The organism is Pseudomonas sp. QL9 (genome assembly GCF_041409665.1).
Classification (GTDB): Bacteria; Pseudomonadota; Gammaproteobacteria; order Pseudomonadales; family Pseudomonadaceae; genus Pseudomonas; species Pseudomonas knackmussii.
In genome coordinates this window covers 2593982-2619454 of sequence record NZ_CP166971.1, presented here as the reverse complement: position 1 = coordinate 2619454, position 25473 = coordinate 2593982, and the positions used below count along the sequence as shown (strand labels likewise).

Sequence of the window (25473 nt, the reverse complement as noted above, 5' to 3'; positions counted from 1 at the left end):
CTTAGAGATCGGCGAAGCGGCGGCCTTCGGCCACCAGGCGTTCGAGCAGCGGCGCCGGTTCCCACCAGGCGCCGAAGCGCTGGTGGAACTCGCGGATGCGTTGCAGCACGTGGTCCAGGCCAAGGCGGTCGGCGTGGAACAGCGGGCCGCCGCGCCAGGCCGGGAAGCCATAGCCGTTGAGGAAGATCAGGTCGACGTCGCTGGCGCGCTGGGCGATGCCCTCGTCGAGGATGCGCGCGGCTTCGTTGACCAGCGAGAAGAGGCAGCGCTCGACGATGTGCTCGTCGCTCACCGGCTGGCGCACGATGCCGCGCGCGGCGGCGGACGCTTCCAGCATCGCCTGCAGCGCAGGGTTCTCCTGCGGCGTGCGCGAGCCTTCGGGATACAGGTAGAAACCGGCACCGGTCTTCTGCCCGAGCATGCCGGCGGCGTACAGGTGGTCGAGCACCGTGGGCAGGGTCTGGCCGGGCTTGAGGTTCGGTCGCTGGCGCGCGCGGATCGCGTGGCTGATGTCCAGCCCTGAAAGATCGCGCACCGCGAGCGCGCCCATGGCCATGCCGAAGTCGCGCAAGGCCTTGTCCACCTGCGCGGGGCTGGCGCCCTCCTCCAGCAGGAACTCGGCCTGGCGACCGTACTGGAAGATCATGCGGTTGCCGACGAAGCCGTCGCACACGCCGACCGCCACGGAGACCTTCTTCAGGCGCTTGCCGATCTGCATGGCGCTGGCCAGCACTTCGGCGCTGGTGGCCTTGCCGCGCACCACTTCGAGAAGGCGCATGACGTTGGCCGGGCTAAAGAAGTGCAGGCCGACTACGTCCTGCGGACGTTGGGTGAAGGCAGCGATTTCGTCGAGGTCCAGCGAGGAGGTGTTGCTGGCGAGAATGGCGCCGGGCTTGCACACGGCATCCAGGCGCTCGAAGACCTGGCGCTTCACTTCCATGCTCTCGAACACGGCTTCGATCACCAGGTCGACATCGGCCAGCGCTTCGTAGTCGAGCACGCCCTGGATCAGGCCCAGGCGCTTCTCCATGGCCTCGGCGCTGAGGCTGCCGCGCTCGACGCTGGCCTGGTAGGTGCCGCGAGCGCGTTGCAGGGCGCGGTCGAGGGCCGACGGGTCGATTTCCAGCAACTTCACCGGGATGCCGACATTGGCGAAGCACAGGGCGATGCCGACGCCCATGGTGCCGCCGCCGATCACTGCTGCGCTGCGTACTTCGCGTACCGGTGTGTCGGCCGGCAGGCCGGCGATCTTTGCGGCTTCGCGCTCGGCGAAGAAGGCATGGATGAGTGCCGCGCGCTGTGGCGATTCCAGGCACTGCTGGAACAGCTCGCGCTCGCGTTTCAGGCCATCGGCAAGCGGCAGTTGCGCAGCGGCTTCGATCGCCTCGACGCAGCGCAGCGGCGAGAACAGGCCGGGCATGCGCTTCTGGACTTCGGCGCGTTTGGCGGCAATCAGCGCGGCGTCGCCTTGCACCTGGCGCTCGCCGGTGCGGCGAGGACCGCGCGCTTCGTCCAGCAGGCGACGAGCGCAGGCCAGTCCGGCTTCGGCGAGGTCGCCTTCGACGATCGCGTCGAGAATGCCGTACTCCAAGGCCTGCGGCGCTTTCACCGGGTTGCCGGAGACGATCATCTCCAGCGCTTTCTCGACGCCCACCAGGCGTGGCAAACGCTGGGTGCCGCCGGCGCCGGGAAGCAGGCCGATCTTCACTTCCGGCAGGCCGACCTGTGCGTCTGCCCTGGCAATGCGGTAGTGGCAGGCGAGCGCCACTTCCAGTCCGCCGCCCAGGGCGGTGCCGTGGATCACGGCCACGCTCGGCTTGCTCGAAGCTTCGATGGCCTCGACCACCTCCGGCAGCGAAGGCGCCTGCGGCGGCTTGCCGAACTCCTTGATGTCGGCGCCGGCCATGAAGGTACGGCCTTCGCAGACGAGCACCACGGCACGCACGGCGGCGTCCGCCTCGGCCTCGCGGAAGGCTCGCAGCAGTCCGTCGCGGACCGCGTGGCCCAGGGCGTTGACCGGGGGATTGTCGACTTTGATCAGGGCCACGTCGCCTTGGCGCTCGACCCGTACCACCTCGGACATGCTCGTAATCTCCGTTGTAATTTTGTTGTTTAACGGAATCATATTTCGCTGTGCAGAATATAAAGATCATTCTTGCTTGTCGAGAGACTAGGTGAGTGCCATCGGACGAGCTGCATTTGTAGGAGCGAGCTTGCTCGCGAATTGTTTGGGTGCCGAGTGGATTCGCGAGCAGGCTCGCTCCAAGCGGAACCCCGTGTCTTCGCGGGTATCTCGCGTGCATGAAAAAGCCGCCGGCCCGGCGATGCGGGGCGGCGGCTTTGGTGTTGCGCCGGGTCAGGCCGGGCGGCGCATGTCGATGTGCGGGATGTCGTCTTCCAGGTACACGTCGCCTTCGGCCTGGAATCCATACCGGCCGTAGTAGCCCTGCAGGTGCGCCTGGGCAGAGAGGTAGACCGGCCGCCCCGGCCAACGCAAGGCCGCCTCGTCGAGGGCATGCTCCATCAATTGGTGGCCAAGGCCGCGGCCGCGGCCGGCGGCAGCGGTGATGACACGGCCGATCACCACTTCGCCGCTGTGCGTCTCCGGGTCGAGCAGGCGCAGGTAGGCCAGCATCTGCTCGCCTTCGTGGGCGGTGAGGTGGCAGGTGTCGCCTGCGAGATCCTGGCCATCGATGTCCTGGTAGGGGCAGGTCTGCTCGACCACGAAGACCTCGCAGCGCAGGCGCAGGATGGCGTACAGCTCTTCCTTGCTCAGCTCGCTGTGGTGCTTGCAGCTCCAGGTCAGGTCCATGGCGTGAATCTCCGGCAGGTGGCTAGGGAAAGCGCATCATCCTCTCACGCCGGGCGTGAGCGCACAGCCGTTTCCCGCTGGATCGGCGCGATGCCACCGAGGTGTCTACGCAGCGCCTCGATGGCCACCTTGACCTTGGCCGGCTGGGCATCGCGGCGTGGCGTGACGGCGTAGATGCCGAAGCTTGGCAACGTCCACTGCGGCAGCAGGCGCACCAGCCTGCCCTCCTCCAGTGCCTCGCGGACTTCGGGTTCCGGCTGCAGGGAAATTCCCAGGCCGTCGAGGGTGAACTGGCGCAGGGCGATCATGCTGTTGGCGGCGACCCGGGGCTCCAGGCGCAGCCGGCAGCTCTCCTCGTCCGGGCCGTTGAATTGCAGCGTATGGGCCTGGCCACGGGTGTTTAGCGACAGCCAGTCGACCTGCTGCAGCTGCTGCGGATGATCGATGGGGCCACAGCGGCGCAAGTAAACCGGCGCCGCGCAGACCAGGTTGTTCCATTCGGCGAGATGGCGCGCCACCAGGCTGGAGTCGGCCAGGTTGCCGACGCGGATGGCGAGGTCGATGCGCTGCTCGATCAGGTCGATCTGCTCGTCGTGGAAAAACAGCTGCAGGCGCAGTTGCCGATGGTTTTCCAGCAGCGGGCGTAGGGCTTCGGTGATCAGCTTTCCGGAAAAGCCCACAGGCGCGGCCAGGCGCAGTTCGCCGACCGGCGCCTCGCGCCATTCGCCCAGGCGTTGCTCGGCTTCCTCGGCGATGGCCAGCATCTCCGCGCAACTGCGATAAAAGGCGGCGCCGGCTTCGGTCAGGGTGAGCTTGCGCGTGGTGCGGTGCAGCAGCGTGACCTGGGCGTGGGCCTCCAGTTTGCGGATCTGCTGGCTGACCGCCGAAGGCGTCATGCCAAGGGTTTCGGCGGCTGCCGCCATGGAGCCGCGGGCGACCACGGTGGCGAAGATGGCCATGCCCTTGAGGTTGTCCATTGTGAAGCTCCGCTAAACAGTGAAAGGCAAATTAGCCGGTTTTTGCGCGGATTGCTTCTGTCTAGGATGCGACTTCCGAAAAAAGGAGAAAGAAGATGCTGACGTCCCACGCTGACGTGACGACCCCCGATGGCGCCCGCTACCTGAAGCGCCTGTGCAACCACTTTGCCCACAAGCTGCCGGTGGAGCTGAGCGAGGATCGCGGCGTGCTGCGCTTCGACTTCGGCACCTGCTACCTGCACGCCGATGCAGCGGCGCTGCACCTCAAGGCCGAAGCCGCCGACGGCGAAGCGCTGGCGCGCCTGCAGCAAGTGGTGGTCAGCCACCTCGACCGCTTCGCCTGGAAGGAAGGTCAGCTGCCGGTCGAGTGGCGCTGAACCCGCACCACCCTCCCCGCCCGGCCAGCCTCAGCGCTGGCCGGCGATGATCTGCTGGATCAGCCCGCTGGCCAGCTCGATCAGCAGATAGTTGCCATCCACATCCATCCACTGCGAACCACGGGCTGGTGGCGGTAGCTGGTGCATCCGCCAGTCTTCCACGTAATAGCGGTGCACACGGTAGTCCGGCGGCAGGTATTGCCCGGTCGCCCAGTGACGTCGCTCGGCTTCATGCCGGCGCTGCGCTTCTTCCCATTGCCGCTGGCGCTCTTCCTGCTGGTGCCGTTGCTGCTCCTGCCACTGGCGCTGCTCTTCCTGCTGCCGCCGCAGGGCGTCCTGACGCTGCTGCTCCTCGATCTGCCGCCGGCGTTCTTCCTGCTGCCTTTGTTGCTGCTCGGCCTGTTGCCGCTGCTGCTCCTGTTGCTGGCGTTGGCGCTCCTGCTGCTGGCGCTGCTGCTCCTGCCATTGGCGCTGTTGCTCCTGCTGCTGCCGCTGCTGGTCTTGCCATTGCTGTTGCTGCTGGGCGTCGTTGCCGTTCCAGGCGAGCGCGCCGGCGGCGGGCAGCAGCAGGCTCAGGCCCAGGGCGCGAAGAGAGAGGCTCTTGGACATGGTCGTCGGGTCGTAAACAGGAAAAGGGCGGAGGCGCCGGGAAAAGTGGCCAGTAGGCGGCCGGAACTGAGTTCCCGGTTTTCGGGAAGTTCCGCCAAGGTGTAAACGGCAGCGTCAGGTTCGAAATACCATTTGTTACCGTTCGGTCACTCTAAATGCATTTGTGAGTAATCGGGTCAAATAAGGATCAATTAAATTTGAAATGCTCAATTGATCGAAATTTGTACAAAATAGCAAAGTCAATACTTTGAAATATCTTGTAACCGTGTGACCACTTTTACCCCGAGTTTTCCACAGCATCGATGCGCAAAATTTGTACATCCCGGCCCTTTACCCGGTAGGCGGCTTGGTAAGGCCAACGCTCGAGCAGCAATTCGCGCACACCGGGCACTTCGCTCGGCTTGCCGACACTGCTCAGGCTGAGATCGGCCAGCGCCTTCACCTGGCTGACCATGTCCTGGATCGCCCTAAGGGCCTTCTCCGGGCCGATCAGCACCACGTAGTGGTCGTACAGGCCGTCCAGGTCGGCGGCCGCCTTGTGCGTCCACTGCAGGCTCATGCCAGCCCCCATTTGCGTTCGATTTCCACGTGGTCCAGCAGATGCCCGGCATTGGCGTCGGCCAGCCCCTCGTCGATGGCTGCGACGTGCCAGGCCTGGCGCTCCAGGTACTGCGCCAGGGCCTGGCGCAGGTGGTACGGGCGATCGCGATGGGTGGCGCGGGCCAGCTGATCCAGGGCTGCGGCCAGGGCGTCATCGGCACGGAAGGAGATTACGGTGGTCAATTTATGAACAGTCCGTTTACGCTGTATACAGTGCTTACAAAGATAACAGAAGTATACGAATCAAGCACTTGGAAGGATGAATTGGGGGGTTGGGGAAGGGCGGAAGCCAGGGGACTGCAGAGGTGAGGGCGGCGGCGCCGATTGCCGACGGGAACCCGGCCCGCGCATGCTGGCGGGAGAGATCCGGCCGCCCTGCGGCAGAGGAGAAGCGCCATGGCCGATGAGGTCCTACCCGTTGCCGAAGCCCTGCGAGCCCTGCAGGACGAGGGCTTCGTTCTGTTGCGTGGACTGCTGGACGCTGCGCAGGTGGCTGAAGTACGCGCACTGATCGATGCGCTGAAACCCATCCACTGGGACTACGAGGGCCTGGTCGATCACTACAAGTGCGTGTTCAACCGCTCGCCAAGCTGGCTGCCGTATCTCGATCCGCCGGGCCTGATCGAGATTGCCGAGGCGGCGCTCGGCGCGGATTGCCATGTCATCGGCCAGACCGCGTGGCGCTGCCACCCGGGCTTCATTGGCGCGGAGATGCACCTGGACTACTTGCCCATGGCGTTGCCGGCGGAATTGCTCGCCAGTGGATTCGAGCTACCGATGTTCCTCTGCACCGCGCAAATTTACCTGGACGACATAGATGCGGACCTTTGCCCGACCCGGGTGATCCCGGGCAGTCACCGCGCCGGACACGCTCCCTGGCCGGACGAGGAAAGCTGGTGTGGCCGCACGGCCGAACCCGTGCTTTGCCAGGCAGGTGATTGCCTGTTGTTCCGCAGCGAACTCTGGCACTCCGGCAGCCGCAACCTGAGTCCGCGCACGCGCTACCTACTGCAGGTGCACTATGGCCGGCGCATGGTGGCGCAGAAGTTCTCCCCTTATCTCGACTGGCGCTTCAATCCCGAAGTGCTGGTCGCCTGCACACCCCGCCAACGCCGCCTGCTCGGCGATCACCAAGCCGCGGAATACGACTGAGGAGATTCGAGATGACGCAGACCCACCAGGGTGGCTGCCATTGCGGCGCGCTGCGCTACAGCTTCACAGCATCGCTGGACGACGTCGCCCATTGCCACTGCTCGATCTGCCGGCGCACCACCGGCGGCACGCTGGTGACCTGGGCGACCATTCCGCGCACGGCCTTCGCCTGGCTACAGGGCAGCCCGGCCTGCTATCACTCCAGCCCCGGCAATCACCGCTACTTTTGCGCACAGTGCGGCGCCCAGCTGATCTTCGAGACGGACCGCACGCCCGAGACCCTGGACGTCACGGTCAGCAGCCTCGACCACCCGGAATCGGCGCCGCCAAGCAGGCACATCTGGGTGAACAGCCGGCTGCCCTGGCTGCACATGGACGATGGTTTGCCCGAGGAGCAGGAAGAGCAGCTTTAGACGGGGCTCAAGGCAGCTCGAAGCCGCCCGCGGCCTTGTGCAGTTCGCGCAGGTGCGCGCCGAGCTGCTTGAGGTTGTCTTCCAGCGCCTTCAGCTCGTCGCGGCGTTCGGGGCTGAGCAGGGCGCGGATTTCCTGGTCCAGGTTGTTGCTCAGCTGACGTAGCCGCGCCTGGCGCTCCTGGGTCTGTTGCTGCAGGCGCGAGGACTCGCCCGGCTGCGGCAGGCCGTAGCCGCTGTCGAGCAGCTCCGCCGGCTGGCTGAGGAAGCCGCTGTCGTCGAGGATCTGCTGCAGCGTCTTGCCGGCGGCGACGAGTTTCGGATCGCCATTCGCATCGTCACGGTGACCGAGGTAGAGGCGCTTGAGCTCGTCCTGGGCCAATTGCAGCTGGCGGCGCAGCGAAGCCTGTTCGAGCAGCAGCAGGGCGGCGCTGGCGCGAAGATCGGCCTTGGCGAACCAAGTGCGGCGTTCGCTGGCGGGGAGGGCGAGCCAGTCCTCGACCCGCGTCTGCGGGACGTCCAGGTGCTGGCGCAGCACCTCGAACATCGCCTGGTAGCGGTCGCGGAAGGAGTCGAAGCGATAGCCCAGGCGAAGCGCGCGCTTGGGATCGTCGAGCACGCTGGCATCCGCCAGGCCGCGGTTCTCGAGGATCTGCAGCAGGCCGTTGGGGGTGATGCTGTCGAGGTCCTGCAGGCGCGCGTCGGGGACGCCACTGCGCAGCAGCTTGAGCGACTCCACGGCGCAATTGTTGGAGATGAAGTAGTAGTTGCCGTCGTAGCTCCAGTGCACCTGCATGGCGCGCCGGACCAGCTCGTCGATCTGCTCGCGGCTGAGCTTGAGCGGCACCGAGGCCAGGCTGCGCAGCTCGATCTTGGTGTATTCCTCGATCACCTGGGACAGCGGCAGGACGAACAGGCGCGACGGATAGGAGCCGGTCAGGCCGTCCCAGCTGGACAGTTGCAGGTCGCCGACGAAGGCGCGGAAGGACAGCACCAGGTGCTGGTCCAGGTCCAGCCGGCAGTCCGGCCCGCGCGGCCGTCCGGGGGCGCAGACCACCAGGCGCAACATGGCGTGGCCCCAGCGGCTCATCCACTGGTCATTGGCTTCGGCGAGCAGGTAGTCGACCTCGTAGACACGCTCCGGATCGAGCTGGCCCAGCGGCTGGCGGCCGAAGTCGCGGCCGGCGTTGAGGTACGCCAGCGGCGCCGAGCAATCCGACTTCTGTGGCCGCTCACCGAAGCGCTCCGCGTAATAGCGGTACAGCGCTGGTCGACGGCAGGCGTAACTCGGATCGAGGACGAAGTACTCCATGTTCACCGCGACGAACTCGCGCGGGTTGCTCAGCTCGTAGCGGTCCGGGCTGCGCAGCAGGAAACGGTTCTCGCCGTCGCGCTGGCCGTGCTTGCCGGCGCTTTGCGGCCAGCCGGCGAGGTCGAGCAGGCGCGGGTCGTCGGAGAGGGTGAAGCGGCGTTCGGCCTGACCGCGGCAGGCAGCGCCTTCGCCTATGCGGCCGATGGTCTCGCGCTGCTGCGTGCAGCGGCGGATCAGCGTGGCATCGGCGGGGCTCCAGAGGCGCGCACGGTCGTACAGGTGCGTCAGCTCATGGACCACAGTGGCGAGCAGTTCGCGACGAAGAGTGCCGTGGCTACGGCCGGTCTTGCGAGTGGCTGCGCTGCCGTCAGTGAGGGCGCCAAGGTAGCGGCGGCTGAGCGCGATGGCGCCCGGACGCATGGCCTGGCCGATGCCGTCGCCCGGCAGGTCGTCGCGCCATTCGATGGTGACGTTGCGGTCCAGGGCGTCCTTGAAGGACGCCGGGAGCAGCTGCTGGACGTCATCCAGCAACTGCTGGCTGGCCTGGCGCTGCGCCGGGGCTAGGCCGTCGTCGCGTAGTTCCAGGCGCAAGGCGGCCTGGGAGCTGGTGGCGACGAACAGGGTCAGCGCCACCAGCCAGCGGCGGCCTAGCGGGATCACAGAGCGAGGATGGCTTCGGCGAGCTGCTGGTCGGAAGCGTCACGGGCTTCGGGCATGCGCTCGCGCACGGCCTTGAACGCAGCTTCCAGCTGGGCACCGCGGATCGCGCCGTCGCTGGCTACGAAGCTGGCTGCGTCGTCGTGGGCTTCGCGGACGATCTTCATGTCACGGATCGAGGTGGTGGTGTCGGACGTGAAGTCCAGGCTGCGGCCGGTGGCGTTAGTGCTGATGTTGAACAGGCGCACGACGGAGTGAGCCTGGGCGCCGGTAGCGCAAGCGGCGAGCAGCAGGCCGACGAGAAGAGAGCTCTTGGAAAAGGCACTAAGACGCATGGGAAAACTCCGAAAGGGCAGCGGCGGCTGCCTAATCACTTATTGGGCAAGGATGGCTTCGGCCAGTTCCCGATCGTTCGCCGCCAGCGTCGGATGCTGCTTGCGCAGCCAGCGCAACGCCTGTTCCAGGCGCACTCCGCGTACCTGGCCATCCGTGGCGACGAAGCTTGCCGCGTCATCGCGGGCGGCCCCGAGGAGCTTGTTTTCGAAAGGCGTGCTGGTGACCTTGCTGGTCACGTAGCTGCTGCCGGCGCCGAACATGGTCGTCTGATCGAACGCCAGCGCGGGCGCGGCGAAACAGAGGCCGGTGAGCAGCAGAAGCGGGAGGCGCGTCATGGGCTTTGGCAATCGGAAAAGCACGGCCGCCAAGGCTAACGGAATGCGCAGGCGAGAGCCAGCGCAGGACGCTCGGTGGCCGGCGTTGCCGGCGCATCCGAGCACCCCGGGAAGGGTCAGATGACGAGGATCGCCTGGGCCAGTTGCAGGTCGTTGGCGGCCAAGGTCGGCAGCTTGCTGCGGATGTGGCGAAGAGCGGCTTCCAGGTGTGCGCCACGGACTTCTCCGCGTGAGGCGACGAAGGCGGCCGCATCGTCACGCGCCTCCAGCACGATCTTGTCGTCCTTGAAGGAGTTACTGACGTTGGTGGTGCCATCGGAGCTCGCCTTGGTGGCATCTACCGTCATATCGGTGGTGACGATGAAGCTGGTGGCGAAAGCGCCACTGGCGCAAGTGAGCAGAGCGGCGGCGGTAAGCAGACGCAGACGGTTCATGAGGACACTCCTGTCGAAAAGACCAGCGCGGCCAAAGCTGCCGCGACACCACGCAGACTAGCGGAGCCCCGCCCGAGCGACCAGCCGGTCAGCGCCAGAAAGGCTTCGAAAGCTCACGCGCACGCTGACAATTGTCGATCCCGGCATCGGCCAGTTCCCGCTCTCCGAGCTGGGCGAGTTGGTGGCGGGTGCGGGTGTTGCGCAGCCACAGTCCAAACCGTACCTGCAGGCGTGGAATCAGCTTGATCAGGTGGTGATCTGTGCTGCTGTGAATTGCCCTTTCCATGTCGGCTGCCTCCAGTCCTATTGAGGGGCAGTACAGCTTCGCGCTGAGGAGATGGTCGCGGCAGGGGCAGGGAGGGGATATTCGGGAGGAACAGTCGAGCTGTTGCACGAACTGTTGCACCTGCCTAGCGCCCAACTGTTGTGGGCCGGAATTGGTGATGAAGATCAAGGATGGGGTGCCAGAAATGGCACGGGCCGCTCCTTTGCAGTGAGCGGCCCGTTGCAGGCTACCGGTACAGTCCGCTAATGCGATTGCAGACCATAACAGTTTTTAGCTGTATCGCTTACTTCCAGAACGGCTTGTTCAGCTCGGCGTAGCGCTGGGATTCGCTGATGCCGGCGTCGGCCAGCAGGCGGGAATCCAGGCGAGCCAGTTGGCGGCGGCTCTCGATGCGGCGCTGCCACAGGCGCACGGTGCCGACCAGGCCACGGTGAGCGGTAGAAGAAGTGCGGATGTTGCTGACGGTAGCGGAACCGAGGGTACGTTCCATGATTTTCGTCCTTCCCGCTTGTGGCGGGCAGTGGGTTACGGAAGTTGTTGAGGCATATCTTCTGACTTTTTGGTCAGCTGATACAGGTACAGTTGCTCTGAATTAAATAGCGTCAGCGAATTGTTTTGGCGAACTGTAATGGCGATTTTGGGGCGAACTGTACCGCCGCGCTCCATTGTGGTGCGCAGTTGGCGGGAAATTCGGATTTTTTAGCGGGGTCTGCCAGGGCGGCAGTGGGGGGAGTGGAACAGTCGAGGCGGGACAAAAAACTGTTCGGAAGTGTTTTTACGTGGTTTTTTTTTGCCTGTCCACCCTTGCGGGCCATTCTTTGCGAAATGGCCCGCAAGGTCTGCGGAATCAGCCGGCTGCGAGCATGTGGCCGCGTTCTTCCAGGTTGATGTGCCAGCCCATGGCCTCGCGCAGGATGTGCGGGGTGTGGCCGCCGCGGGCGCAGGCCGCTTCGAAGTAGCCGAGCAGGGCGTCGCGGTAGGACGGATGCACGCAATTCTCGATGATCACCTTGGCGCGCTCTCGCGGTGCGAGGCCGCGCAGGTCGGCCAAGCCCTGCTCGGTGACCAGGATGTCGACGTCGTGCTCGGTGTGGTCGACGTGGCTGACCATGGGCACCACGCTGGAGATGTTGCCGCCCTTGGCGATGGACTTGGTGACGAAGATCGCCAGGTGCGCATTGCGGGCGAAGTCGCCCGAGCCACCGATGCCGTTCATCATCTTGGTGCCGCCGACGTGGGTCGAGTTGACGTTGCCGTAGATGTCGAACTCCAGCGCGGTGTTGATGCCGATGATGCCCAGGCGACGCACCACTTCGGGGTGGTTGGATATCTCCTGCGGACGCAGCACCAGCTTGTCCTTGTAGCGCTCCAGGTTGCCGAAGACGTCGGCGTTGCGGCGGGTCGACAGGGTGATCGAGCTGCCCGAGGCGAAGCGCAGCTTGCCCGAGTCCATCAGGTCGAAGGTCGAGTCCTGCAGCACTTCGGAGTACATGGTCAGGTCTTCGAAGGGCGACTCCATCAGGCCGCACATCACCGCGTTGGCGATGCTGCCGATGCCTGCCTGCAGCGGCGCGAGGTTCTTGGCCAGGCGGCCGGCGTCCACTTCACGTTTGAAGAAGTCGATCAGGTGGTTGGCGATGGCCTGGGTCTCGTCGTCCGGCGGCAGCACGGTGGAGGGCGAGTCCGGCTGATTGTTGATGACGATGGCAACGATCTTCTCCGGAGGGATCGGGATCGCGGTGCTGCCGATGCGGTCGTCGACCTTGGTCAGCGGGATCGGCGTGCGGGTCGGCCGATAGGTCGGGATATAGATGTCGTGCAGGCCTTCCAGGTTGGTGTGGTGCGCGAGGTTGATCTCGACGATCACCTGCTTGGCGAAGATCGCGAAGCTGGCGGAGTTGCCCACCGAAGTGGTCGGCACGATGTGGCCTTCCTCGGTGATGGCTACGGCCTCGATAACCGCGATGTCCGGCAGCTTGAGCTGGTGGTTGCGCAGCTGCTCGACGGTTTCCGACAGGTGCTGGTCGATGAACATCACCGAGCCGTCGTTGATCGCCTTGCGCAGGGTGCTGTCGACCTGGAAGGGCATGCGCCGGGCGAGTACGCCGGCTTCGGTGAGGTGCTTGTCGAGGTCGTTGCCCAGGCTCGCACCGGTCATCAGGCTGATCTTCAGCGGCTGCTGCTTGGCGCGCTGGGCGAGGGCCTCGGGCACGGCCTTGGCTTCGCCGGCGCGGGTGAAGCCGCTCATGCCGACGGTCATGCCGTCCTGGATCAGGGCTGCAGCCTGGTCCGCAGTCATCACCTTGTCCAACAGGGAGGGCAGGCGCACGCGATCACGGTACATGGAAAAAACCTCGGGCAGTAGGGGTGTACGAGGCGGCCAGTCTAGGGACTCGGCGATTTTTCGCCCTTATACCAAGGTCGCAAAATCGCCCCGCCGGGGCCTTCCTTACTACCAAAGTCCAGCGTGCTTTCCGTTGTCCGAAAGCAAGACACCGGCGCGAGGCCGGTGTCTTGGGGATGGACGGTAGGACAGTCGATTATTCGACGGCCTTGACCATGTCCTCGATGACCTTCTTGGCGTCGCCGAAGACCATCATGGTCTTGTCCAGGTAGAACAGTTCGTTGTCGAGGCCGGCGTAGCCGCTGGCCATCGAGCGCTTGTTGACGATCACGGTCTTGGCTTTGTAGGCCTCGAGGATCGGCATGCCGGCAATCGGCGACTTCGGATCGTTCTTCGCGGCCGGGTTGACCACGTCGTTGGCGCCGAGCACTAGGACCACGTCGGTCTGGCCGAACTCGGAGTTGATGTCCTCCATCTCGAACACTTGGTCGTAGGGCACTTCGGCCTCGGCGAGCAGGACGTTCATGTGGCCCGGCATACGACCGGCTACCGGGTGGATGGCGAACTTCACGGTGACGCCGCGGTGGGTCAGCTTCTCGGCCAGTTCCATCAGCGCGTGCTGGGCACGGGCCACTGCCAGGCCGTAGCCGGGGACGATGATCACGGTGTCGGCGTTGGTCAGCAGGAAGGAGGCGTCGTCGGACGAACCGGACTTCACCGGGCGAGCTTCCTTCGCGCCAGCCGGGCCGGCGTCGTCAGCGCTGGCGCCGAAGCCGCCGAGGATGACGTTGAAGAACGAGCGGTTCATCGCCTTGCACATGATGTACGAGAGGATGGCGCCCGAAGAGCCCACCAGCGAACCGGCGATGATCAGCATCGAGTTGTTCAGCGAGAACCCGATACCTGCTGCGGCCCAGCCGGAGTAGGAGTTCAGCATCGACACCACGACCGGCATGTCGGCGCCGCCGATCGGGATGATGATCAGCACGCCGAGGATGAAGGCGAGGGCCAGCATCAGGGCGAAGGCGGCGATGTTGCCGGTGAACATGAACACCAGGCCCAGGCCCAGGGTAGTCAGGCCCAGCACCAGGTTGAGCATGTGCTGGCCGCCGAACTGTACCGGTGCGCCCTGGAACAGGCGGAACTTGTACTTGCCGGAGAGCTTGCCGAAGGCGATCACCGAACCGGAGAAGGTGATGGCACCGATGGCTGCGCCGAGGAACAGCTCCAGGCGATTGCCGGAGGGGATGGTGTCGCCCAGGTGCTCGACGATGCCCAGGGATTGCGGCTCGATGACGGCGGCGATGGCGATGAATACCGCGGCCAGGCCGATCATGCTGTGCATGAAGGCGACCAGCTCGGGCATCTTGGTCATTTCAACGCGCTTGGCCATGATCGAGCCGGCGCTGCCGCCGATCAGCAGGCCGACCAGCACGTAACCGATGCCGGTGGTGGCGATCTCTGCGCCCAGCTTGAACACCAGGGCCACGGTGGTGACCACGGCGATACCCATGCCGATCATGCCGAACAGGTTGCCGCGACGCGAAGTGGTCGGGTGCGACAGGCCCTTCAGCGCCTGGATGAAGCAGACGGAGGCGATGAGGTAGAGGAGGGTGACGAGGTTCATGCTCATGTCAGTGCTTCTCCGCCTGCGCTTTCGGCGCCTTCTTCTTGAACATTTCCAGCATGCGGCGGGTTACCAGGAAGCCACCGAAGACGTTGACGGCGGCCAGGGCCACGGCCAGGGTGCCCATGATCTTGCCCAGCGGGGTGACTGTCAGCGCGGCGGCCAGCATGGCGCCGACGATGACGATCGCCGAGATGGCGTTGGTTACCGCCATCAGCGGGGTGTGCAGGGCAGGGGTGACGTTCCATACCACGTGGTAGCCGACGTACACGGCCAGCACGAAGATGATCAGGTTGTAGATCCCGTGGGAGATCAGCATTTCTTCCATCGTCTTTCACCGGTCTCGAGGCCGGGCTCAGCGCCCGGCGGGTTCTTCTTTATAAGGAGCGCTGGACTCAGCCGTTCTTGCGCACGGCCTGGCCGTCGCGGCACATCAGGCAGGCGGCGACGATGTCGTCTTCCAGGTTGACCTTGAAGCCTTCGGCCGAGAGGGTCAGTTTGAGGAAGTCGAGCAGGTTGCGCGCATACAGGGCCGAGGCGTCAGCCGGGACCATGGCGGCCAGGTTGGTGTGGCCGACGAGGGTCACGCCGTGCTTGATCACCACCTGACCGGCTTCGGTCAGTGGGCAGTTGCCGCCCTGGGCGGCCGCCAGGTCGATGACCACCGAGCCCGGTTTCATTTCCTGCACAGTGGCTTCGTGCAGCAGGGTCGGCGCCTTGCGGCCCGGGATCAGCGCGGTGGTGATGACGATGTCGGCCTGCTTGGCGCGCTCGTGCACGGCCTTGGCCTGGCGCTCCATCCAGGACGCGGGCATCGGGCGGGCGTAACCGCCGACCCCTTCCGCGCACTCGCGCTCTTCATCGGTCTCGTAGGGCACGTCGACGAACTTGGCGCCAAGGGACTCGATCTGCTCCTTCACCGCCGGACGCACGTCCGAAGCCTCGATCACCGCACCCAGGCGCTTGGCCGTGGCGATGGCCTGCAGGCCAGCAACGCCGGCGCCGAGGATCAGCACGCGGGCGGCCTTCACGGTGCCGGCGGCGGTCATCAGCATCGGCATGAAGCGCGGGTAGTGGTTCGCCGCGAGCATCACCGCCTTGTAGCCGGCGATGTTGGCTTGCGACGACAGCACGTCCAGGCTCTGCGCACGGGAAGTACGCGGCGCCGCTTCCAGGGCGAAGGCGGTGATGCCGCGTTCGGCCATGCGCGCGATGTTGTCGTTGTCGAAGGGATTGAGCATGCCGATCAGCACGGCGCCCGGCTTCATCTGGGCCAGTTCGGCTTCGCTGGGCGCGACGACCTTCAGCACCAGCTCGGCGCCAAAGGCGTCGGCGGCAGTGCCGATCTTCGCGCCGGCGGCTTCGAAGGCGCTGTCCGTCTGGCTGGCGTTTACGCCGGCACCGCTCTGGACGACGACTTGATGGCCTTGGCCGACAAGCTTCTTGACGGTTTCCGCGGTAGCGGCGACCCGTGTTTCACCGGCATGGGTCTCGAGGGGAACACCGATCAGCACTCACAAATCTCCTGCGTGATTCTTGAGTAGTCCGGCGCTCGTAGGCGGCCGGGGTATCGAACGGGTAGCGGATGCTTCAACGAAAGGGCGGAACCCGTTTGGCGTCGGCATTTTGCAATCGAACCACCGAGGCGGCAAGGCGTTCTGGAGTGAGACAAAAAAAGAACTACAAGTCACGTTGTGGCCCGTAGTCCTCCATTCACGGTAAGGGTCGCACCAGCCCTGGCTTTTAGCCTAATTGCCGATTGTGACCGGGGAAAAACGCTATCCCTGGTGTGAATGGTCGCTCATCAGAACACCCGGAAACCCGGTGAGAGGCCCGCCAATCCTGCCTCAGGCACATGTATAGGTGTTAATTAATGTTTTTAATCCGAAATATGAGTGATCACTGATGGCTGAAATTCTGTAGCAGATTTTTTACATTGACTACGGGGTCAGGAAAATCCCCGGAAGCGCTTGGTAGTGCATGTTTCCTGGCTTCCTACCCAGTGTGTAGTGCGCAGTCGAATTTCAGACTAGTTCAAAGGTGTGCAGTCAGGTGGTTAAAAAAAAGAACGGCCGCCTTCAGGCAGCCGTTCTTCGGGTGTGGCAAAGCAGTGCGCTGAATGGGCGGACTGCCGGGTGGGGAATGCCTCAGTCGGTGCCAGCCAGCACCTTGGGCAGCTGTTCGGCGAGCTTGGCGTTGTTCAGCGGAGCGCGGATGAAGCCGTGCTGGGTGCCGTCCGGGCCGATGACCACCAGGTTGCCGCTGTGGTCGACGGTGTAGTTGGGTTTGCTGGTGTCGGCCGGGATGTAGGGAATGCTCATGGCGTTGGCCAGTTTCTGGATGGCGTCATCGCTGCCCACCAGGCCCTGGAAGCCGGCGTTGAAGAAGCCCAGGTATTCCTTGAGCCGCGCTGGTGTATCACGGTGCGGGTCGACGCTGACGAAGACCACCTGCAGCTTGTCGCGCATTTCCGGCGACAGCTTGCCCTGCAGCTCGCGCAGTTGCGCCAGGGTGGTGGGGCAAACGTCCGGGCAGAAGGTGTAGCCGAAGAACAGCAGATGCCAGCGGCCCTTGAGGTTGGCAGTGTCGAACGGTTTGCCGTCCTGGTCCTGGAAGGTCAGCGCGGGGACTTCGCGGGACTGCGGCAGCAGCACGATGCCGGCGTCGAGCAGCACAGTCGGGTCGATGCGGTGTTGCTCGGTGAGCACTTTGTGCACGGTGAGGCCAAGGATGAGCGCGACTATGGCAACCAGGATGAGGACAGTCTTGTTGACTCGGGACATGGGGTTCTCGTGGGTCGGGAGCGGGTGAGTGCCGTCGGGGAGCGTTCGCGAGCAAGCTCGCTCCTACGAGATGGAGTGGGCTTGCTCGCGAACCCCCGACTGTCAGAGCGCCACGTGGACAGGCAGGTAGTGATCCACCAGCAGGGCGATGAACAGCAGGAAAAGGTAGGCGATAGAGTACTTGAAGGTACCGATTGCCGCATGGGGCCTGCTGTCGCGGTAGAGCGCCCAGGCCCAGTCGAGGAAGCGCGCGCCCAGGGCCAGGGCGGCCAGCAGGTAGATCAGGCCGCTCATGTGGATGGTGAAGGGCATCAGGCTGACGGCGAACAGCACCAGGCTGTAGAGCAGGATGTGCAGCTTGGTGTAGTGCTCGCCGTGGGTGACCGGGAGCATCGGGATCTCGGCCTTGGCGTACTCGTCCTTGCGGTGCAGGCACAGCGCCCAGAAGTGCGGTGGGGTCCAGGCGAAGATGATCAGCACCAGCAGCAACGGCTCGGCTGACAGGTGCCCGGTCACCGCCACCCAGCCGAGCATCGGCGGGGCTGCGCCGGCCAGGCCGCCGATGACGATGTTCTGCGGCGTGGCGCGTTTCAGGAAGCCGGTATACAGGGCCGCGTAACCGAGCAGCGAGGCCAGGGTCAGCCAGGCGGTCAGCGGATTGGTGAAGGCCAGCAGCAGGCTCATCCCGGCCAGCGCCAGGATCAGGGCGAAGCCCAGGGCCACACTGGGCGAGACACGGCCTTCGACCAGCGGGCGGCGATGGGTGCGCGCCATGATCGAGTCGATGCGCCGGTCCACCACGTGGTTGACCGCTGCCGCCCCGCCGGCGCATAGGCCGATGCCGAGGTTGCCGAACAGCAGCACCTGCCAGGCGACGCCGCCACGGGTGGCGAGCAGCATGCCGATCAGCGAGGTGATCAGCATCAGCAGGACCACCTTGGGCTTGGTCAGTTCCAGGTAGTCGCGCCAGCCGGGTTGGCTGCGGGTGCTGCTGAGTACGCTGGCCATGCTCGAATCTCCGTTCGTTGTCGTCGTCCCGCCGTGACGGGGTTCAGCCTTGCGAGGGATAGGCTACCGGCCGCTCCAGCGGCAGCAGCGAACGTGGTTGCTTGCTGCTGGCTACGCTCGTCACACGTACGGGCGAGCGCAGCCGGTAATTGACCAGCACCAGCGTCAGCAGCAGGCAGGCGCCGCCGCCGTTGTGCGCTACCGCTACCGGCAGTGGCAGATGCAGCAGCACGTTGCTGATGCCCAGGCCCACTTGCAGCGACAGCGCCAGCAGCATCAGCGCGGTCAGGTAGATCTGCCCGACCCGCTGCAGACGCCAGGCCAGCACCAGCAGCACCGCGACCACGCAGAAGGCGCCCATGCGGTGGGTCATGTGGATGGCCGTGCGGGCGTCGCTGTCGAGCTGGCCGCCGAGGTAGTTCGGTCCGATGTGCTGGGTCAGGTGGAAGCCGTTGGCGAAGTCCATTTGCGGCCACCACTGACCGTGGCACATCGGCAGGTCGATGCAGGCCACCGCCGCGTAGTTGCTGCTGGTCCAGCCGCCGAGGGCGATCTGCAGCACTACAAGGGCCAGGGCGAAAGCGGCCAGCCGCCGGGGAGCACCTTGGCGCTGCAGTGGTTGCACTGCGCCGGAGAGGCGCAGGCTGAGGAGGAACAGCAGCGAGAGTGTGGTGAACCCGCCGAGCAGGTGCGCGGTAACTACCTGCGGCCAGAGTTTCAGTGTCACCGTCCACATGCCGAAGGCGGCCTGGGCGATCACCACGCCGAGCAGTGCGAGCGGCAGACGCAGCGGCTGGCCGTCACGGCCACGACGCAGCAGCGCATGGATGGCCAGGCCGCTGATGAGCAGGGCGAGGGTGCCGGCGAAGTAGCGGTGGATCATCTCGTTCCAGCCCTTCTGCGCCTCGACCGGTGCTTCCGGGAAACGCGCCTCGGCGTGGGCCAACTGCGCCTCGCTGCTGGGCACGTGGATGAAGCCATAGCAACCCGGCCAGTCCGGGCAGCCGAGGCCGGCGTGGGTCAGCCGCGTGTAGGCGCCGAGCAGCACCACCACCAGGGCCAGCGCGGTGGCGAAGGCGGCGACGTGGAAGCCGGGTTTGCGTGCACTGTGCGTCATTCAATGCTCCCGTTTCTTGTTGTCCGAGGCGGCGGTTGGCCGCGGTTTCAGCCGATGTGCGAGAGCTTCAGCAACTGCAGCATGTCGCCGAGGATGGCCTTGCCGTTGCTGCCGGCGGGGTAGCGCAGCACCAGGTTGCCGTGGGGGTCGACGATCCACAGTTGCGGGGCGGTGCCTTGCTGCAGGCTGGCGTCCTGGGCGCCGGTATCCAGGGCGAAGCGCTTCAGGCGCGGGTAGTCCTTTTCCAGCAGCGCCTGGAACTCCGCCGGTAATGGCTGGGCGGCGGCGAGCACGTGTTCGGCGCGGTTGGCATCGCGGTTCAGGCCGATGTTGATCTGCCGCGCCAGGTAGACCAGCTGCTGGCAGTCGGCGGCGCAGACGGCGGGAGCGGTCACCAGCAATTGCCAGCGCTGGCTGGCTGCGTCCTGGCGCACGCCAAGGTCGGCCGGTGTCTTGCCGTTGGCGATCAGTTCGCCGTGGTAGCTGCGGCTTTGCGGCACCCAGAAATTGAGCTTGTACATGCTGGTTGCCAGGATCATCGGGCCGAACACGACGGCGAGGATCAGGATCAGCTGCAGGCGTCCGCGGTTGCGGCGGCGCAGCTGGGTGTCATCGAGGGTCAGGCTGGGGTTCATGGCGGGTCATCTCCCGTGCGCGACGGATGCCGAGGTAGAGGTAGAGGGCGAGCAGCGCGATGGTCATGGCGAACCACTGCACGGCATAGCCGGTGTGCCGCTCGGGGGAGACGGCGACCACCGGCCAGTTGGTATCGAAAGCGGCGTCGCCCGGCTCCAGGCGTAGTTCAAGGGGCAGGCCGTTGCGGCCTACCGCCTGCCAGACGCTGGCGGGGTCGACGCGGGTGATCAGCCGTGGCCAGGCCTGGCTCTGGCTGTCGGCCAATTGCAGGCCGCCGGGTGGGGCGACGTAGGTCCAGGCATCCAGCAGTTGATCGCCGGTGGGCGTGTCGAAAGCTGGCGCGATGCGACGGTTGGTCCAGGGCAGCCAGCCGCGGTTGATCAGCAGCCAGAGGCCGCTGGGCTTGTCGTAGAAGGGTTGCAGCAGCTCGACACCAGCGGCGCCGTCGCGGGTGCGGTTGTCCAGCAGCAGGCTGTGCTGGGCGTCGAAGCGGCCTTGCAGGCGGACTCGAACGTAGGCCGGGTCGGATTGGCCTTGCAGTCGCGCGGCGGGGATGGGGGCGGCTTCGCGGCGGGCGTCGAAGGCCGCCAGCATCACGCGTTTTTCGGCGGCGCGGGAAAGCTGCCAGCAGCCCAATGCAACCAGCAGCGGCAACAGCGCCAGGACCACGAGGGTCGGCGCGAGGCCTGGCCGGAAGACTGCCGCCAGCCCGTGGCGCGGGCGGGAGTCGATGGCGTGCTGGCTATACTGCAAGTTACCCCCTCAGCAATCGGAGCCACGCAATGCTCAAGGCCGCGATCGTCGTTCTTCTGCTGGCCACCGTGGCCAGCCTGTTCAGCGGGCTGTTCTTCCTGGTCAAGGACGAGGGGCACGGTTCTCGGGTGGTGAACGCCCTGACCGTGCGCGTGATCCTCGCTGCCCTGACCCTCGCCCTGGTCGCCTGGGGCTTCTACTCCGGCCAATTGGCCAGTTCCGCTCCCTGGCACTTCTGATTCGCAACGCTGGAGCGGGGCGGCCAAGTGGCCGCCCCGCGTGTTTTCACAGCACGTAAACGAAGATGAACAGCCCGATCCACACCACGTCCACGAAGTGCCAGTACCAGCTGGCCGCCTCGAAGCCGAAGTGGTGCTCGGCGTCGAAGTGCCCGCGCAGGATGCGGATCAACATGATGCTCAGCATCAGCGCGCCTATGGTCACGTGGGCGCCGTGGAAGCCGGTGAGCATGAAGAAGGTGGTGCCGTAGATGCCCGAGCCGAGGGTCAGGCCCAGTTCGCTGTAGGCCTCGTGGTACTCGTGGGCCTGCAGGAACAGGAAGCACACGCCCAGCAGTACGGTCAGCGCCAGCCAGAGTTTCAGCGGGCCGCGATGGTTCTTCTTCAGCGCGTGGTGGGCGAAGGTCACGGTGAAGCTGGAGCTGACCAGCAGGATGGTGTTCACCAGCGGCAGCTTCCACGGCTCGATGACTTCCTTCGGCGGCGGGAACAGCTTGTTGTCCGGGTTGTTCAGCAGCGGCCAGGTGTACTGGAAGTTCGGCCAGAGCATGTGGGCGATGCCCTTGTGACCCTCGCCGCCAAGCCAGGGGCCGGCGAAGTGGCGGATGTAGAAGAGGGCGCCGAAGAAGGCGGCGAAGAACATCACCTCGGAGAAGATGAACCAGCTCATGCCCCAACGGAACGAGCGGTCCATCTGCGGGCTATACAGTCCCGCGCGGCTTTCCTTGATGACGTGGCCGAACCAGCCGAACAGCATGTAGGCGACGATCAGGCCGCCGGCGAAGAGGATCCAGGGCCCGTGGGAGGCCTTGTTGCCGGCGCTGTAGTCGTTCATCCAGGTGCCTACGCCGAACAGCGTGGTGAGCATGCCGATGGTGGCGATGATCGGCCACTTGCTCTGGGCGGGAACGTAGTAGGGATCGTGGGTTGCCATCGTTGTCGTTCTCCTGGGCCGGTCAGCGGTCGTTGCTTGCCACTGGCGGCTTGCGTGCGGTGATGTCGAACAGCGTGTAGGCGAGCGTGATGCGGTGGATGTCCTTGGGCAGGTCGCGGTCGACGATGAAGCGCACCGGCATCTCGATGCGCTCGCCCGGCTTGAGCACCTGCTGGGTGAAGCAGAAGCATTCGGTCTTGTGGAAGTACTTCGCCGCTTCCGACGGCGCGATGCTTGGGACTGCCTGGGCGGTCATCACGCGGTCGCTGGGGTTCTGCGCGACGAACAGCATCTGGTTCACGGCGCCGGGATGCACCGAGATCATTTCGCCCTCGGGGTGGAACTCCCAGACCATGTCGACGTTGTTGTTGGCGACGAAGTCGACCTTCACCTTGCGCGTGTCGTCGACCTGCTGGCTGACGCCCTGGTACGCGCTGCCGGCGGTCTTGCCGTTGATCCCCAGGGTCTTGCAGAGGACGTTGTACATCGGTACCAGGGCGAAGCCGAAGGCGAACATGGCCACCACCACGAGCAGCAGCCGGGTGACCAGTTTGCGGGTTTCGATAGTGCCGTCGCTCATGTGTCTGCCTCCTGTAGGAGCGAGCTTGCTCGCGAATGAGGGCGATGCTCGCGAGCAAGCTCGCTCCTACGGGGTTGGTCTCATTTCACTTCCGGCGGGGTGCTGAAGGTGTGGTACGGAGCCGGCGAAGGCACCGTCCACTCCAGGCCTTCGGCGCCGTCCCACGGCTTGGCCGGGGCCGGTTTACCGCCGCGAATGGTCTTGATCACGATGAACAGGAACAGCAGCTGCGTGGTGCCGAAGAGGAAGGCGCCGATCGAGGAGACCATGTTGAAGTTGGCGAACTGCAGGTTGTAGTCCGGAATCCGCCGCGGCATGCCGGCAAGGCCGAGGAAGTGCATCGGGAAGAACGCCATGTTCATGCCGATGAAGGACAGCCAGAAGTGCAGCTTGGCCAGGGTCTCGTCGTACATGTGGCCGGTCCACTTGGGTATCCAGTAGTAGACCGAGGCGAAGATGCCGAAGATCGCCCCGGGCACCAGCACGTAGTGGAAGTGCGCCACCACGAAGTAGGTGTCCTGGTACTGGAAGTCCGCCGGGGCGATGGCCAGCATCAGGCCGGAGAAGCCGCCGATGGTGAAGAGGATGACGAAGGCCACGGCGAACAGCATGGGCGCCTCGAAGGTCAGCGAGCCCTGCCACATGGTCGAGGCCCAGTTGAACACCTTCACCCCGGTGGGCACGGCGATCAGCATGGTGGCGTACATGAAGAACAGCTCGCCCACCAGCGGGATGCCGACCACGAACATGTGGTGCGCCCAGACGATGAACGAGAGGAAGGCGATGGACGCGGTGGCGTAGACCATCGAGGTGTAGCCGAACAGCGGCTTGCGGCTGAACGCCGGGATGATCGAGCTGACGGCGCCGAACGCCGGCAGGATCATGATGTACACCTCGGGGTGGCCGAAGAACCAGAACACATGCTGGAACAGCACCGGGTCACCGCCACCGGCGGCGCTGAAGAAGCTGGTGCCGAAGTGGATGTCCATCAGCATCATGGTCACGCAACCGGCCAGCACCGGCATCACCGCGATCAGCAGGAAGGCGGTGATCAGCCAGGTCCAGACGAACAGCGGCATCTTCATCAGGGTCATGCCGGGCGCGCGCAGGTTGAGGATGGTGGCGACCACGTTGATCGCGCCCATGATCGAGCTCATGCCCATCATGTGGATGGCGAAGATGAAGAAGGTCACGCTGTGGGGAGCGAAGGTGGTCGACAGCGGGGCGTAGAAAGTCCAGCCGAAGTTCGGGCCGCCGCCAGGCATGAACAGGGTGCTGACCAGCAGGCCGAATGCTGCCGGGAGCAGCCAGAAGCTGAAGTTGTTCATGCGCGGCAGGGCCATGTCCGGCGCGCCGATCATCAGCGGCACCATCCAGTTGGCCAGGCCGACGAAGGCCGGCATCACCGCGCCGAACACCATCACCAGACCGTGCATGGTGGTCATCTGGTTGAAGAAGGCCGGCTCGACGATCTGCAGGCCCGGCTGGAACAGCTCGGCGCGGATCACCATGGCGAACGAGCCGCCGAGGAGGAAGGCGCAGAAGCTGAACCACAGGTACAGGGTGCCGATGTCCTTGTGGTTGGTGGTCAGGACCCAGCGCATCAGGCCCTTGGCCGGACCGTGGTGGTGTTCGCCGGCATGCGAATGCTCGGGATGGTCGATCACAGCGCTCATCGCAGGCTCCTTATTTTTGCTTCTGCTTGTAGGCCACCACTTCTTGCGGGGTGACCATGTCGCCGTCGTTGTTGCCCCAGGCATTGCGCTCGAAGGTGATTACCGCAGCGATGTCGACTTCCGAGAGCTGCTTGCCGAAGGCCGCCATGGCGGTGCCGGGTCGGCCGTTGAAGACCGTTTCCAGGTGACCTTCCTTCGGCCCGGTGACGGTCTTCGAGCCCTTGAGCGCCGGGAACATCGGCGGCATGCCCTGGCCTTCGGGCTGGTGACAGGCGGCGCAGACGGTGTGGTAGACCTTGTCGCCGCGGGCGACCAGCTCTTCCTTCGTCCATTCCTTGCTGGTCAGCTCCTTGAGCTTGGCGGCTTCTTCCTTGCGCGCGGCCAGCCACTTGTCGAAGTCGGGCTTGGATTTCACGTCGACCACGATGGGCATGAAGCCGTGGTCCTTGCCGCAGAGTTCGGCGCACTGGCCGCGGTAGATGCCGGGTTGGTCGACCTTGGTCCAGGCCTCGTTGACGAAGCCGGGGATGGCATCGCGCTTGACCGCGAAGGCCGGCACCCACCAGGAGTGGATGACGTCGCTGGAGGTCACCAGGAAGCGCACCTTGACCCCGGCCGGCAGTACCAGCGGGTTGTCGACCTCGAGGAGGTAGTGCTCGTCCTTCGGATCCTTGTTGTGGATCTGTTCCTGGGGCGTGGCCAGGTTGCTGAAGAACTCGACGTCCTGGCCCAGGTACTTGTACTGCCACTTCCACTGGTAGCCGGTCACCTGCACGTCCAGCTCCGGCTCGGAGGTGTCGTACATGTGGATCAGCGTGCGCGTGGCCGGAACGGCCATGACCACCAGGATCAGGAAGGGCACCACCGTCCAGAGGATTTCCACCAGGGTGCTTTCGTGGAAATGCGCCGGCTGTTGGCCGGTGGAGCGGCGGTGGACGATCATCGACCAGAACATGGCGCCGAATACGACGATGCCGATGACCACGCAGATCCAGAAGATGGTCATGTGCAAGTCGAATACGGAGTGGCTGACCTCGGTCGCCCCCTGCGTCATGTTCACTGTCCAGGCGGCATGCGCCGGGGCCAGTGCGAAGAGCAACAGAAAGCCCATCCAGGTGTGTGGATGTCGCAGCATTCGGGTTCCCCTTATCGTTGTTCTTATCCCGCCGGCAATGAGCCAGCGGCCAAGGGAGCGACCGCCAAGACAGCAAACTTTGACCGTCGAGCCTCGGCACGTAAGGCAGGCCGGGTCCATCAGGTTTGGGTGTGTCGAGTCGGAGTATAGACAGGGGTTGCGACATAACAACGCAGCGTAAAAAAGCCGCTGCAAATTGCGAATGATGCTCTCAAGGCCACGGATGGTGCGGCTTTGAGCTACCATGCTGGCTGATTGATATGTCTGGACAGCATAAAGGTTTCGCCATTATTACGATCCAGTCTTAGCTGTGCCCCAGGCAGGGCTAAGGTCTTTCTTCATCT

The 25473-nt window shown here is 64.9% G+C and carries 29 protein-coding genes; 4 read left to right on the top strand and 25 right to left on the bottom strand.

What is annotated here, in order from left to right; genetic code table 11:
* Position 1: 1 nt before the first annotated feature.
* From ACA097_RS12395 to ACA097_RS12385, 3 genes are all read right to left on the bottom strand, one after another.
* Positions 2–2083: a 3-hydroxyacyl-CoA dehydrogenase NAD-binding domain-containing protein gene (locus tag ACA097_RS12395; RefSeq protein ID WP_371370281.1), complete on the bottom strand. Its 2082-nt coding sequence runs from the start codon at positions 2081–2083 to the stop codon at positions 2–4.
* Positions 2084–2356: 273 nt separating this feature from the next.
* The gene (locus tag ACA097_RS12390; protein WP_371370280.1) at positions 2357–2812 is read right to left on the bottom strand and encodes a GNAT family N-acetyltransferase; all 456 of its coding nucleotides are present in this window, start codon (positions 2810–2812) and stop codon (positions 2357–2359) included.
* Between the two features lie 44 nt (positions 2813–2856).
* Positions 2857–3789 (bottom strand): LysR family transcriptional regulator, encoded by a 933-nt coding sequence (locus ACA097_RS12385; protein ID WP_371370279.1) that lies wholly within the window; start codon positions 3787–3789, stop codon positions 2857–2859.
* A 95-nt stretch (positions 3790–3884) separates the two neighbouring features.
* Between ACA097_RS12385 and ACA097_RS12380 the strand changes: the two genes are divergently transcribed.
* Positions 3885–4166, top strand: a complete 282-nt coding sequence (locus tag ACA097_RS12380; protein ID WP_043248042.1) for a DUF2218 domain-containing protein — start codon at positions 3885–3887, stop codon at positions 4164–4166.
* Positions 4167–4196: 30 nt separating this feature from the next.
* Here ACA097_RS12380 and ACA097_RS12375 read toward each other — a convergent pair whose 3' ends face one another.
* The 3 genes from ACA097_RS12375 to ACA097_RS12365 form a co-directional block, all read right to left on the bottom strand.
* On the bottom strand, positions 4197–4775 hold the full coding sequence (locus ACA097_RS12375; RefSeq protein ID WP_371370278.1) for an RcnB family protein: 579 nt from the start codon (positions 4773–4775) through the stop codon (positions 4197–4199).
* A gap of 277 nt (positions 4776–5052) precedes the next feature.
* The gene (locus ACA097_RS12370) at positions 5053–5334 is read right to left on the bottom strand and encodes a type II toxin-antitoxin system RelE/ParE family toxin (RefSeq protein ID WP_371370277.1); all 282 of its coding nucleotides are present in this window, start codon (positions 5332–5334) and stop codon (positions 5053–5055) included.
* Positions 5331–5558, bottom strand: a complete 228-nt coding sequence (locus ACA097_RS12365; protein WP_371370276.1) for a CopG family ribbon-helix-helix protein — start codon at positions 5556–5558, stop codon at positions 5331–5333. Before ACA097_RS12365 ends, ACA097_RS12370 begins: the two co-directional genes overlap by 4 nt.
* A 213-nt stretch (positions 5559–5771) precedes the next feature.
* Between ACA097_RS12365 and ACA097_RS12360 the strand changes: the two genes are divergently transcribed.
* Together ACA097_RS12360 and ACA097_RS12355 are read left to right on the top strand one after the other, a co-directional pair.
* Positions 5772–6527: a phytanoyl-CoA dioxygenase family protein gene (locus ACA097_RS12360; RefSeq protein ID WP_371370275.1), complete on the top strand. Its 756-nt coding sequence runs from the start codon at positions 5772–5774 to the stop codon at positions 6525–6527.
* A gap of 11 nt (positions 6528–6538) precedes the next feature.
* The gene (locus ACA097_RS12355) at positions 6539–6940 is read left to right on the top strand and encodes a GFA family protein (protein ID WP_043248048.1); all 402 of its coding nucleotides are present in this window, start codon (positions 6539–6541) and stop codon (positions 6938–6940) included.
* 7 nt (positions 6941–6947) lie between these two features.
* Here the strand turns inward: ACA097_RS12355 and ACA097_RS12350 are convergent, their stop codons facing one another.
* From ACA097_RS12350 to ACA097_RS12280, 15 genes are all read right to left on the bottom strand, one after another.
* On the bottom strand, positions 6948–8909 hold the full coding sequence (locus tag ACA097_RS12350) for a DUF4105 domain-containing protein (protein ID WP_043248051.1): 1962 nt from the start codon (positions 8907–8909) through the stop codon (positions 6948–6950).
* A complete protein-coding gene (locus tag ACA097_RS12345) occupies positions 8906–9241 on the bottom strand; it encodes a DUF2388 domain-containing protein (protein ID WP_043248053.1) in 336 nt (111 codons plus the stop codon). The genes ACA097_RS12350 and ACA097_RS12345 overlap by 4 nt, the downstream gene beginning before the upstream one ends.
* A 39-nt stretch (positions 9242–9280) precedes the next feature.
* A complete protein-coding gene (locus ACA097_RS12340) occupies positions 9281–9577 on the bottom strand; it encodes a DUF2388 domain-containing protein (RefSeq protein ID WP_043248055.1) in 297 nt (98 codons plus the stop codon).
* Positions 9578–9693: 116 nt separating this feature from the next.
* Positions 9694–10011: a DUF2388 domain-containing protein gene (locus ACA097_RS12335; RefSeq protein WP_043248056.1), complete on the bottom strand. Its 318-nt coding sequence runs from the start codon at positions 10009–10011 to the stop codon at positions 9694–9696.
* An 88-nt stretch (positions 10012–10099) separates the two neighbouring features.
* Positions 10100–10297, bottom strand: coding sequence for a DUF1127 domain-containing protein (locus tag ACA097_RS12330; RefSeq protein WP_160288856.1), 198 nt, complete (start codon positions 10295–10297; stop codon positions 10100–10102).
* A gap of 283 nt (positions 10298–10580) precedes the next feature.
* A complete protein-coding gene (locus tag ACA097_RS12325) occupies positions 10581–10787 on the bottom strand; it encodes a DUF1127 domain-containing protein (RefSeq protein WP_043248058.1) in 207 nt (68 codons plus the stop codon).
* Between the two features lie 357 nt (positions 10788–11144).
* Complete coding sequence (locus ACA097_RS12320; RefSeq protein ID WP_043248060.1) at positions 11145–12641, bottom strand: acetyl-CoA hydrolase/transferase family protein; 1497 nt, start codon at positions 12639–12641, stop codon at positions 11145–11147.
* Positions 12642–12837: 196 nt separating this feature from the next.
* On the bottom strand, positions 12838–14274 hold the full coding sequence (locus ACA097_RS12315; RefSeq protein ID WP_043248061.1) for an NAD(P)(+) transhydrogenase (Re/Si-specific) subunit beta: 1437 nt from the start codon (positions 14272–14274) through the stop codon (positions 12838–12840).
* A 1-nt stretch (position 14275) separates the two neighbouring features.
* On the bottom strand, positions 14276–14596 hold the full coding sequence (locus ACA097_RS12310) for an NAD(P) transhydrogenase subunit alpha (protein ID WP_043248063.1): 321 nt from the start codon (positions 14594–14596) through the stop codon (positions 14276–14278).
* 67 nt (positions 14597–14663) lie between these two features.
* A complete protein-coding gene (locus ACA097_RS12305; RefSeq protein WP_043248065.1) occupies positions 14664–15782 on the bottom strand; it encodes a Re/Si-specific NAD(P)(+) transhydrogenase subunit alpha in 1119 nt (372 codons plus the stop codon).
* 633 nt (positions 15783–16415) lie between these two features.
* The gene (locus tag ACA097_RS12300; protein WP_160285425.1) at positions 16416–17051 is read right to left on the bottom strand and encodes an SCO family protein; all 636 of its coding nucleotides are present in this window, start codon (positions 17049–17051) and stop codon (positions 16416–16418) included.
* 102 nt (positions 17052–17153) lie between these two features.
* Entirely contained in the window at positions 17154–18059 is a 906-nt protein-coding gene (gene cyoE / locus ACA097_RS12295; RefSeq protein ID WP_043248069.1) for a heme o synthase, read from the bottom strand.
* A 43-nt stretch (positions 18060–18102) separates the two neighbouring features.
* Complete coding sequence (locus ACA097_RS12290) at positions 18103–19176, bottom strand: heme A synthase (protein ID WP_371370274.1); 1074 nt, start codon at positions 19174–19176, stop codon at positions 18103–18105.
* Positions 19177–19223: 47 nt separating this feature from the next.
* Complete coding sequence (locus tag ACA097_RS12285) at positions 19224–19811, bottom strand: hypothetical protein (RefSeq protein WP_160285427.1); 588 nt, start codon at positions 19809–19811, stop codon at positions 19224–19226.
* Entirely contained in the window at positions 19786–20565 is a 780-nt protein-coding gene (locus tag ACA097_RS12280; RefSeq protein ID WP_160285428.1) for an SURF1 family protein, read from the bottom strand. The genes ACA097_RS12285 and ACA097_RS12280 overlap by 26 nt, the downstream gene beginning before the upstream one ends.
* Positions 20566–20594: 29 nt before the next feature.
* Between ACA097_RS12280 and ACA097_RS12275 the strand changes: the two genes are divergently transcribed.
* On the top strand, positions 20595–20804 hold the full coding sequence (locus tag ACA097_RS12275; protein WP_043248076.1) for a twin transmembrane helix small protein: 210 nt from the start codon (positions 20595–20597) through the stop codon (positions 20802–20804).
* A gap of 46 nt (positions 20805–20850) precedes the next feature.
* Here ACA097_RS12275 and ACA097_RS12270 read toward each other — a convergent pair whose 3' ends face one another.
* From ACA097_RS12270 to coxB, 4 genes are all read right to left on the bottom strand, one after another.
* Positions 20851–21738, bottom strand: coding sequence for a cytochrome c oxidase subunit 3 (locus ACA097_RS12270; RefSeq protein WP_043248077.1), 888 nt, complete (start codon positions 21736–21738; stop codon positions 20851–20853).
* 22 nt (positions 21739–21760) lie between these two features.
* A complete protein-coding gene (locus tag ACA097_RS12265) occupies positions 21761–22318 on the bottom strand; it encodes a cytochrome c oxidase assembly protein (RefSeq protein WP_371370273.1) in 558 nt (185 codons plus the stop codon).
* A gap of 80 nt (positions 22319–22398) precedes the next feature.
* Positions 22399–23994, bottom strand: coding sequence for a cytochrome c oxidase subunit I (gene ctaD / locus ACA097_RS12260; protein WP_043248082.1), 1596 nt, complete (start codon positions 23992–23994; stop codon positions 22399–22401).
* Between the two features lie 10 nt (positions 23995–24004).
* Entirely contained in the window at positions 24005–25129 is a 1125-nt protein-coding gene (gene coxB, locus ACA097_RS12255) for a cytochrome c oxidase subunit II (RefSeq protein WP_371370272.1), read from the bottom strand.
* Between the last annotated feature and the right edge of the window lie 344 nt (positions 25130–25473).

Excerpts from the sequence above, each read along its gene's own strand:
- ACA097_RS12265 (WP_371370273.1), bottom strand. The coding sequence starts at position 22,318 with ATGAGCGACGGCACTATCGAAACCCGCAAACTGGTCACCCGGCTGCTG.
- ACA097_RS12320 (WP_043248060.1), bottom strand. The coding sequence starts at position 12,641 with ATGTACCGTGATCGCGTGCGCCTGCCCTCCCTGTTGGACAAGGTGATG.
- ACA097_RS12310 (WP_043248063.1), bottom strand. The coding sequence starts at position 14,596 with ATGGAAGAAATGCTGATCTCCCACGGGATCTACAACCTGATCATCTTC.
- ACA097_RS12300 (WP_160285425.1), bottom strand. The coding sequence starts at position 17,051 with ATGTCCCGAGTCAACAAGACTGTCCTCATCCTGGTTGCCATAGTCGCG.
- cyoE (WP_043248069.1), bottom strand. The coding sequence starts at position 18,059 with ATGGCCAGCGTACTCAGCAGCACCCGCAGCCAACCCGGCTGGCGCGAC.
- coxB (WP_371370272.1), bottom strand. The coding sequence starts at position 25,129 with ATGCTGCGACATCCACACACCTGGATGGGCTTTCTGTTGCTCTTCGCA.
- ACA097_RS12345 (WP_043248053.1), bottom strand. The coding sequence starts at position 9,241 with ATGCGTCTTAGTGCCTTTTCCAAGAGCTCTCTTCTCGTCGGCCTGCTG.
- ACA097_RS12270 (WP_043248077.1), bottom strand. The coding sequence starts at position 21,738 with ATGGCAACCCACGATCCCTACTACGTTCCCGCCCAGAGCAAGTGGCCG.
- ACA097_RS12315 (WP_043248061.1), bottom strand. The coding sequence starts at position 14,274 with ATGAGCATGAACCTCGTCACCCTCCTCTACCTCATCGCCTCCGTCTGC.
- ctaD (WP_043248082.1), bottom strand. The coding sequence starts at position 23,994 with ATGAGCGCTGTGATCGACCATCCCGAGCATTCGCATGCCGGCGAACAC.
- ACA097_RS12285 (WP_160285427.1), bottom strand. The coding sequence starts at position 19,811 with ATGAACCCCAGCCTGACCCTCGATGACACCCAGCTGCGCCGCCGCAAC.
- ACA097_RS12375 (WP_371370278.1), bottom strand. The coding sequence starts at position 4,775 with ATGTCCAAGAGCCTCTCTCTTCGCGCCCTGGGCCTGAGCCTGCTGCTG.
- ACA097_RS12385 (WP_371370279.1), bottom strand. The coding sequence starts at position 3,789 with ATGGACAACCTCAAGGGCATGGCCATCTTCGCCACCGTGGTCGCCCGC.
- ACA097_RS12360 (WP_371370275.1), top strand. The coding sequence starts at position 5,772 with ATGGCCGATGAGGTCCTACCCGTTGCCGAAGCCCTGCGAGCCCTGCAG.
- ACA097_RS12325 (WP_043248058.1), bottom strand. The coding sequence starts at position 10,787 with ATGGAACGTACCCTCGGTTCCGCTACCGTCAGCAACATCCGCACTTCT.
- ACA097_RS12370 (WP_371370277.1), bottom strand. The coding sequence starts at position 5,334 with ATGAGCCTGCAGTGGACGCACAAGGCGGCCGCCGACCTGGACGGCCTG.
- ACA097_RS12395 (WP_371370281.1), bottom strand. The coding sequence starts at position 2,083 with ATGTCCGAGGTGGTACGGGTCGAGCGCCAAGGCGACGTGGCCCTGATC.
- ACA097_RS12340 (WP_043248055.1), bottom strand. The coding sequence starts at position 9,577 with ATGACGCGCCTCCCGCTTCTGCTGCTCACCGGCCTCTGTTTCGCCGCG.
- ACA097_RS12355 (WP_043248048.1), top strand. The coding sequence starts at position 6,539 with ATGACGCAGACCCACCAGGGTGGCTGCCATTGCGGCGCGCTGCGCTAC.
- ACA097_RS12290 (WP_371370274.1), bottom strand. The coding sequence starts at position 19,176 with ATGACGCACAGTGCACGCAAACCCGGCTTCCACGTCGCCGCCTTCGCC.
- ACA097_RS12335 (WP_043248056.1), bottom strand. The coding sequence starts at position 10,011 with ATGAACCGTCTGCGTCTGCTTACCGCCGCCGCTCTGCTCACTTGCGCC.
- ACA097_RS12380 (WP_043248042.1), top strand. The coding sequence starts at position 3,885 with ATGCTGACGTCCCACGCTGACGTGACGACCCCCGATGGCGCCCGCTAC.
- ACA097_RS12275 (WP_043248076.1), top strand. The coding sequence starts at position 20,595 with ATGCTCAAGGCCGCGATCGTCGTTCTTCTGCTGGCCACCGTGGCCAGC.
- ACA097_RS12330 (WP_160288856.1), bottom strand. The coding sequence starts at position 10,297 with ATGGAAAGGGCAATTCACAGCAGCACAGATCACCACCTGATCAAGCTG.
- ACA097_RS12390 (WP_371370280.1), bottom strand. The coding sequence starts at position 2,812 with ATGGACCTGACCTGGAGCTGCAAGCACCACAGCGAGCTGAGCAAGGAA.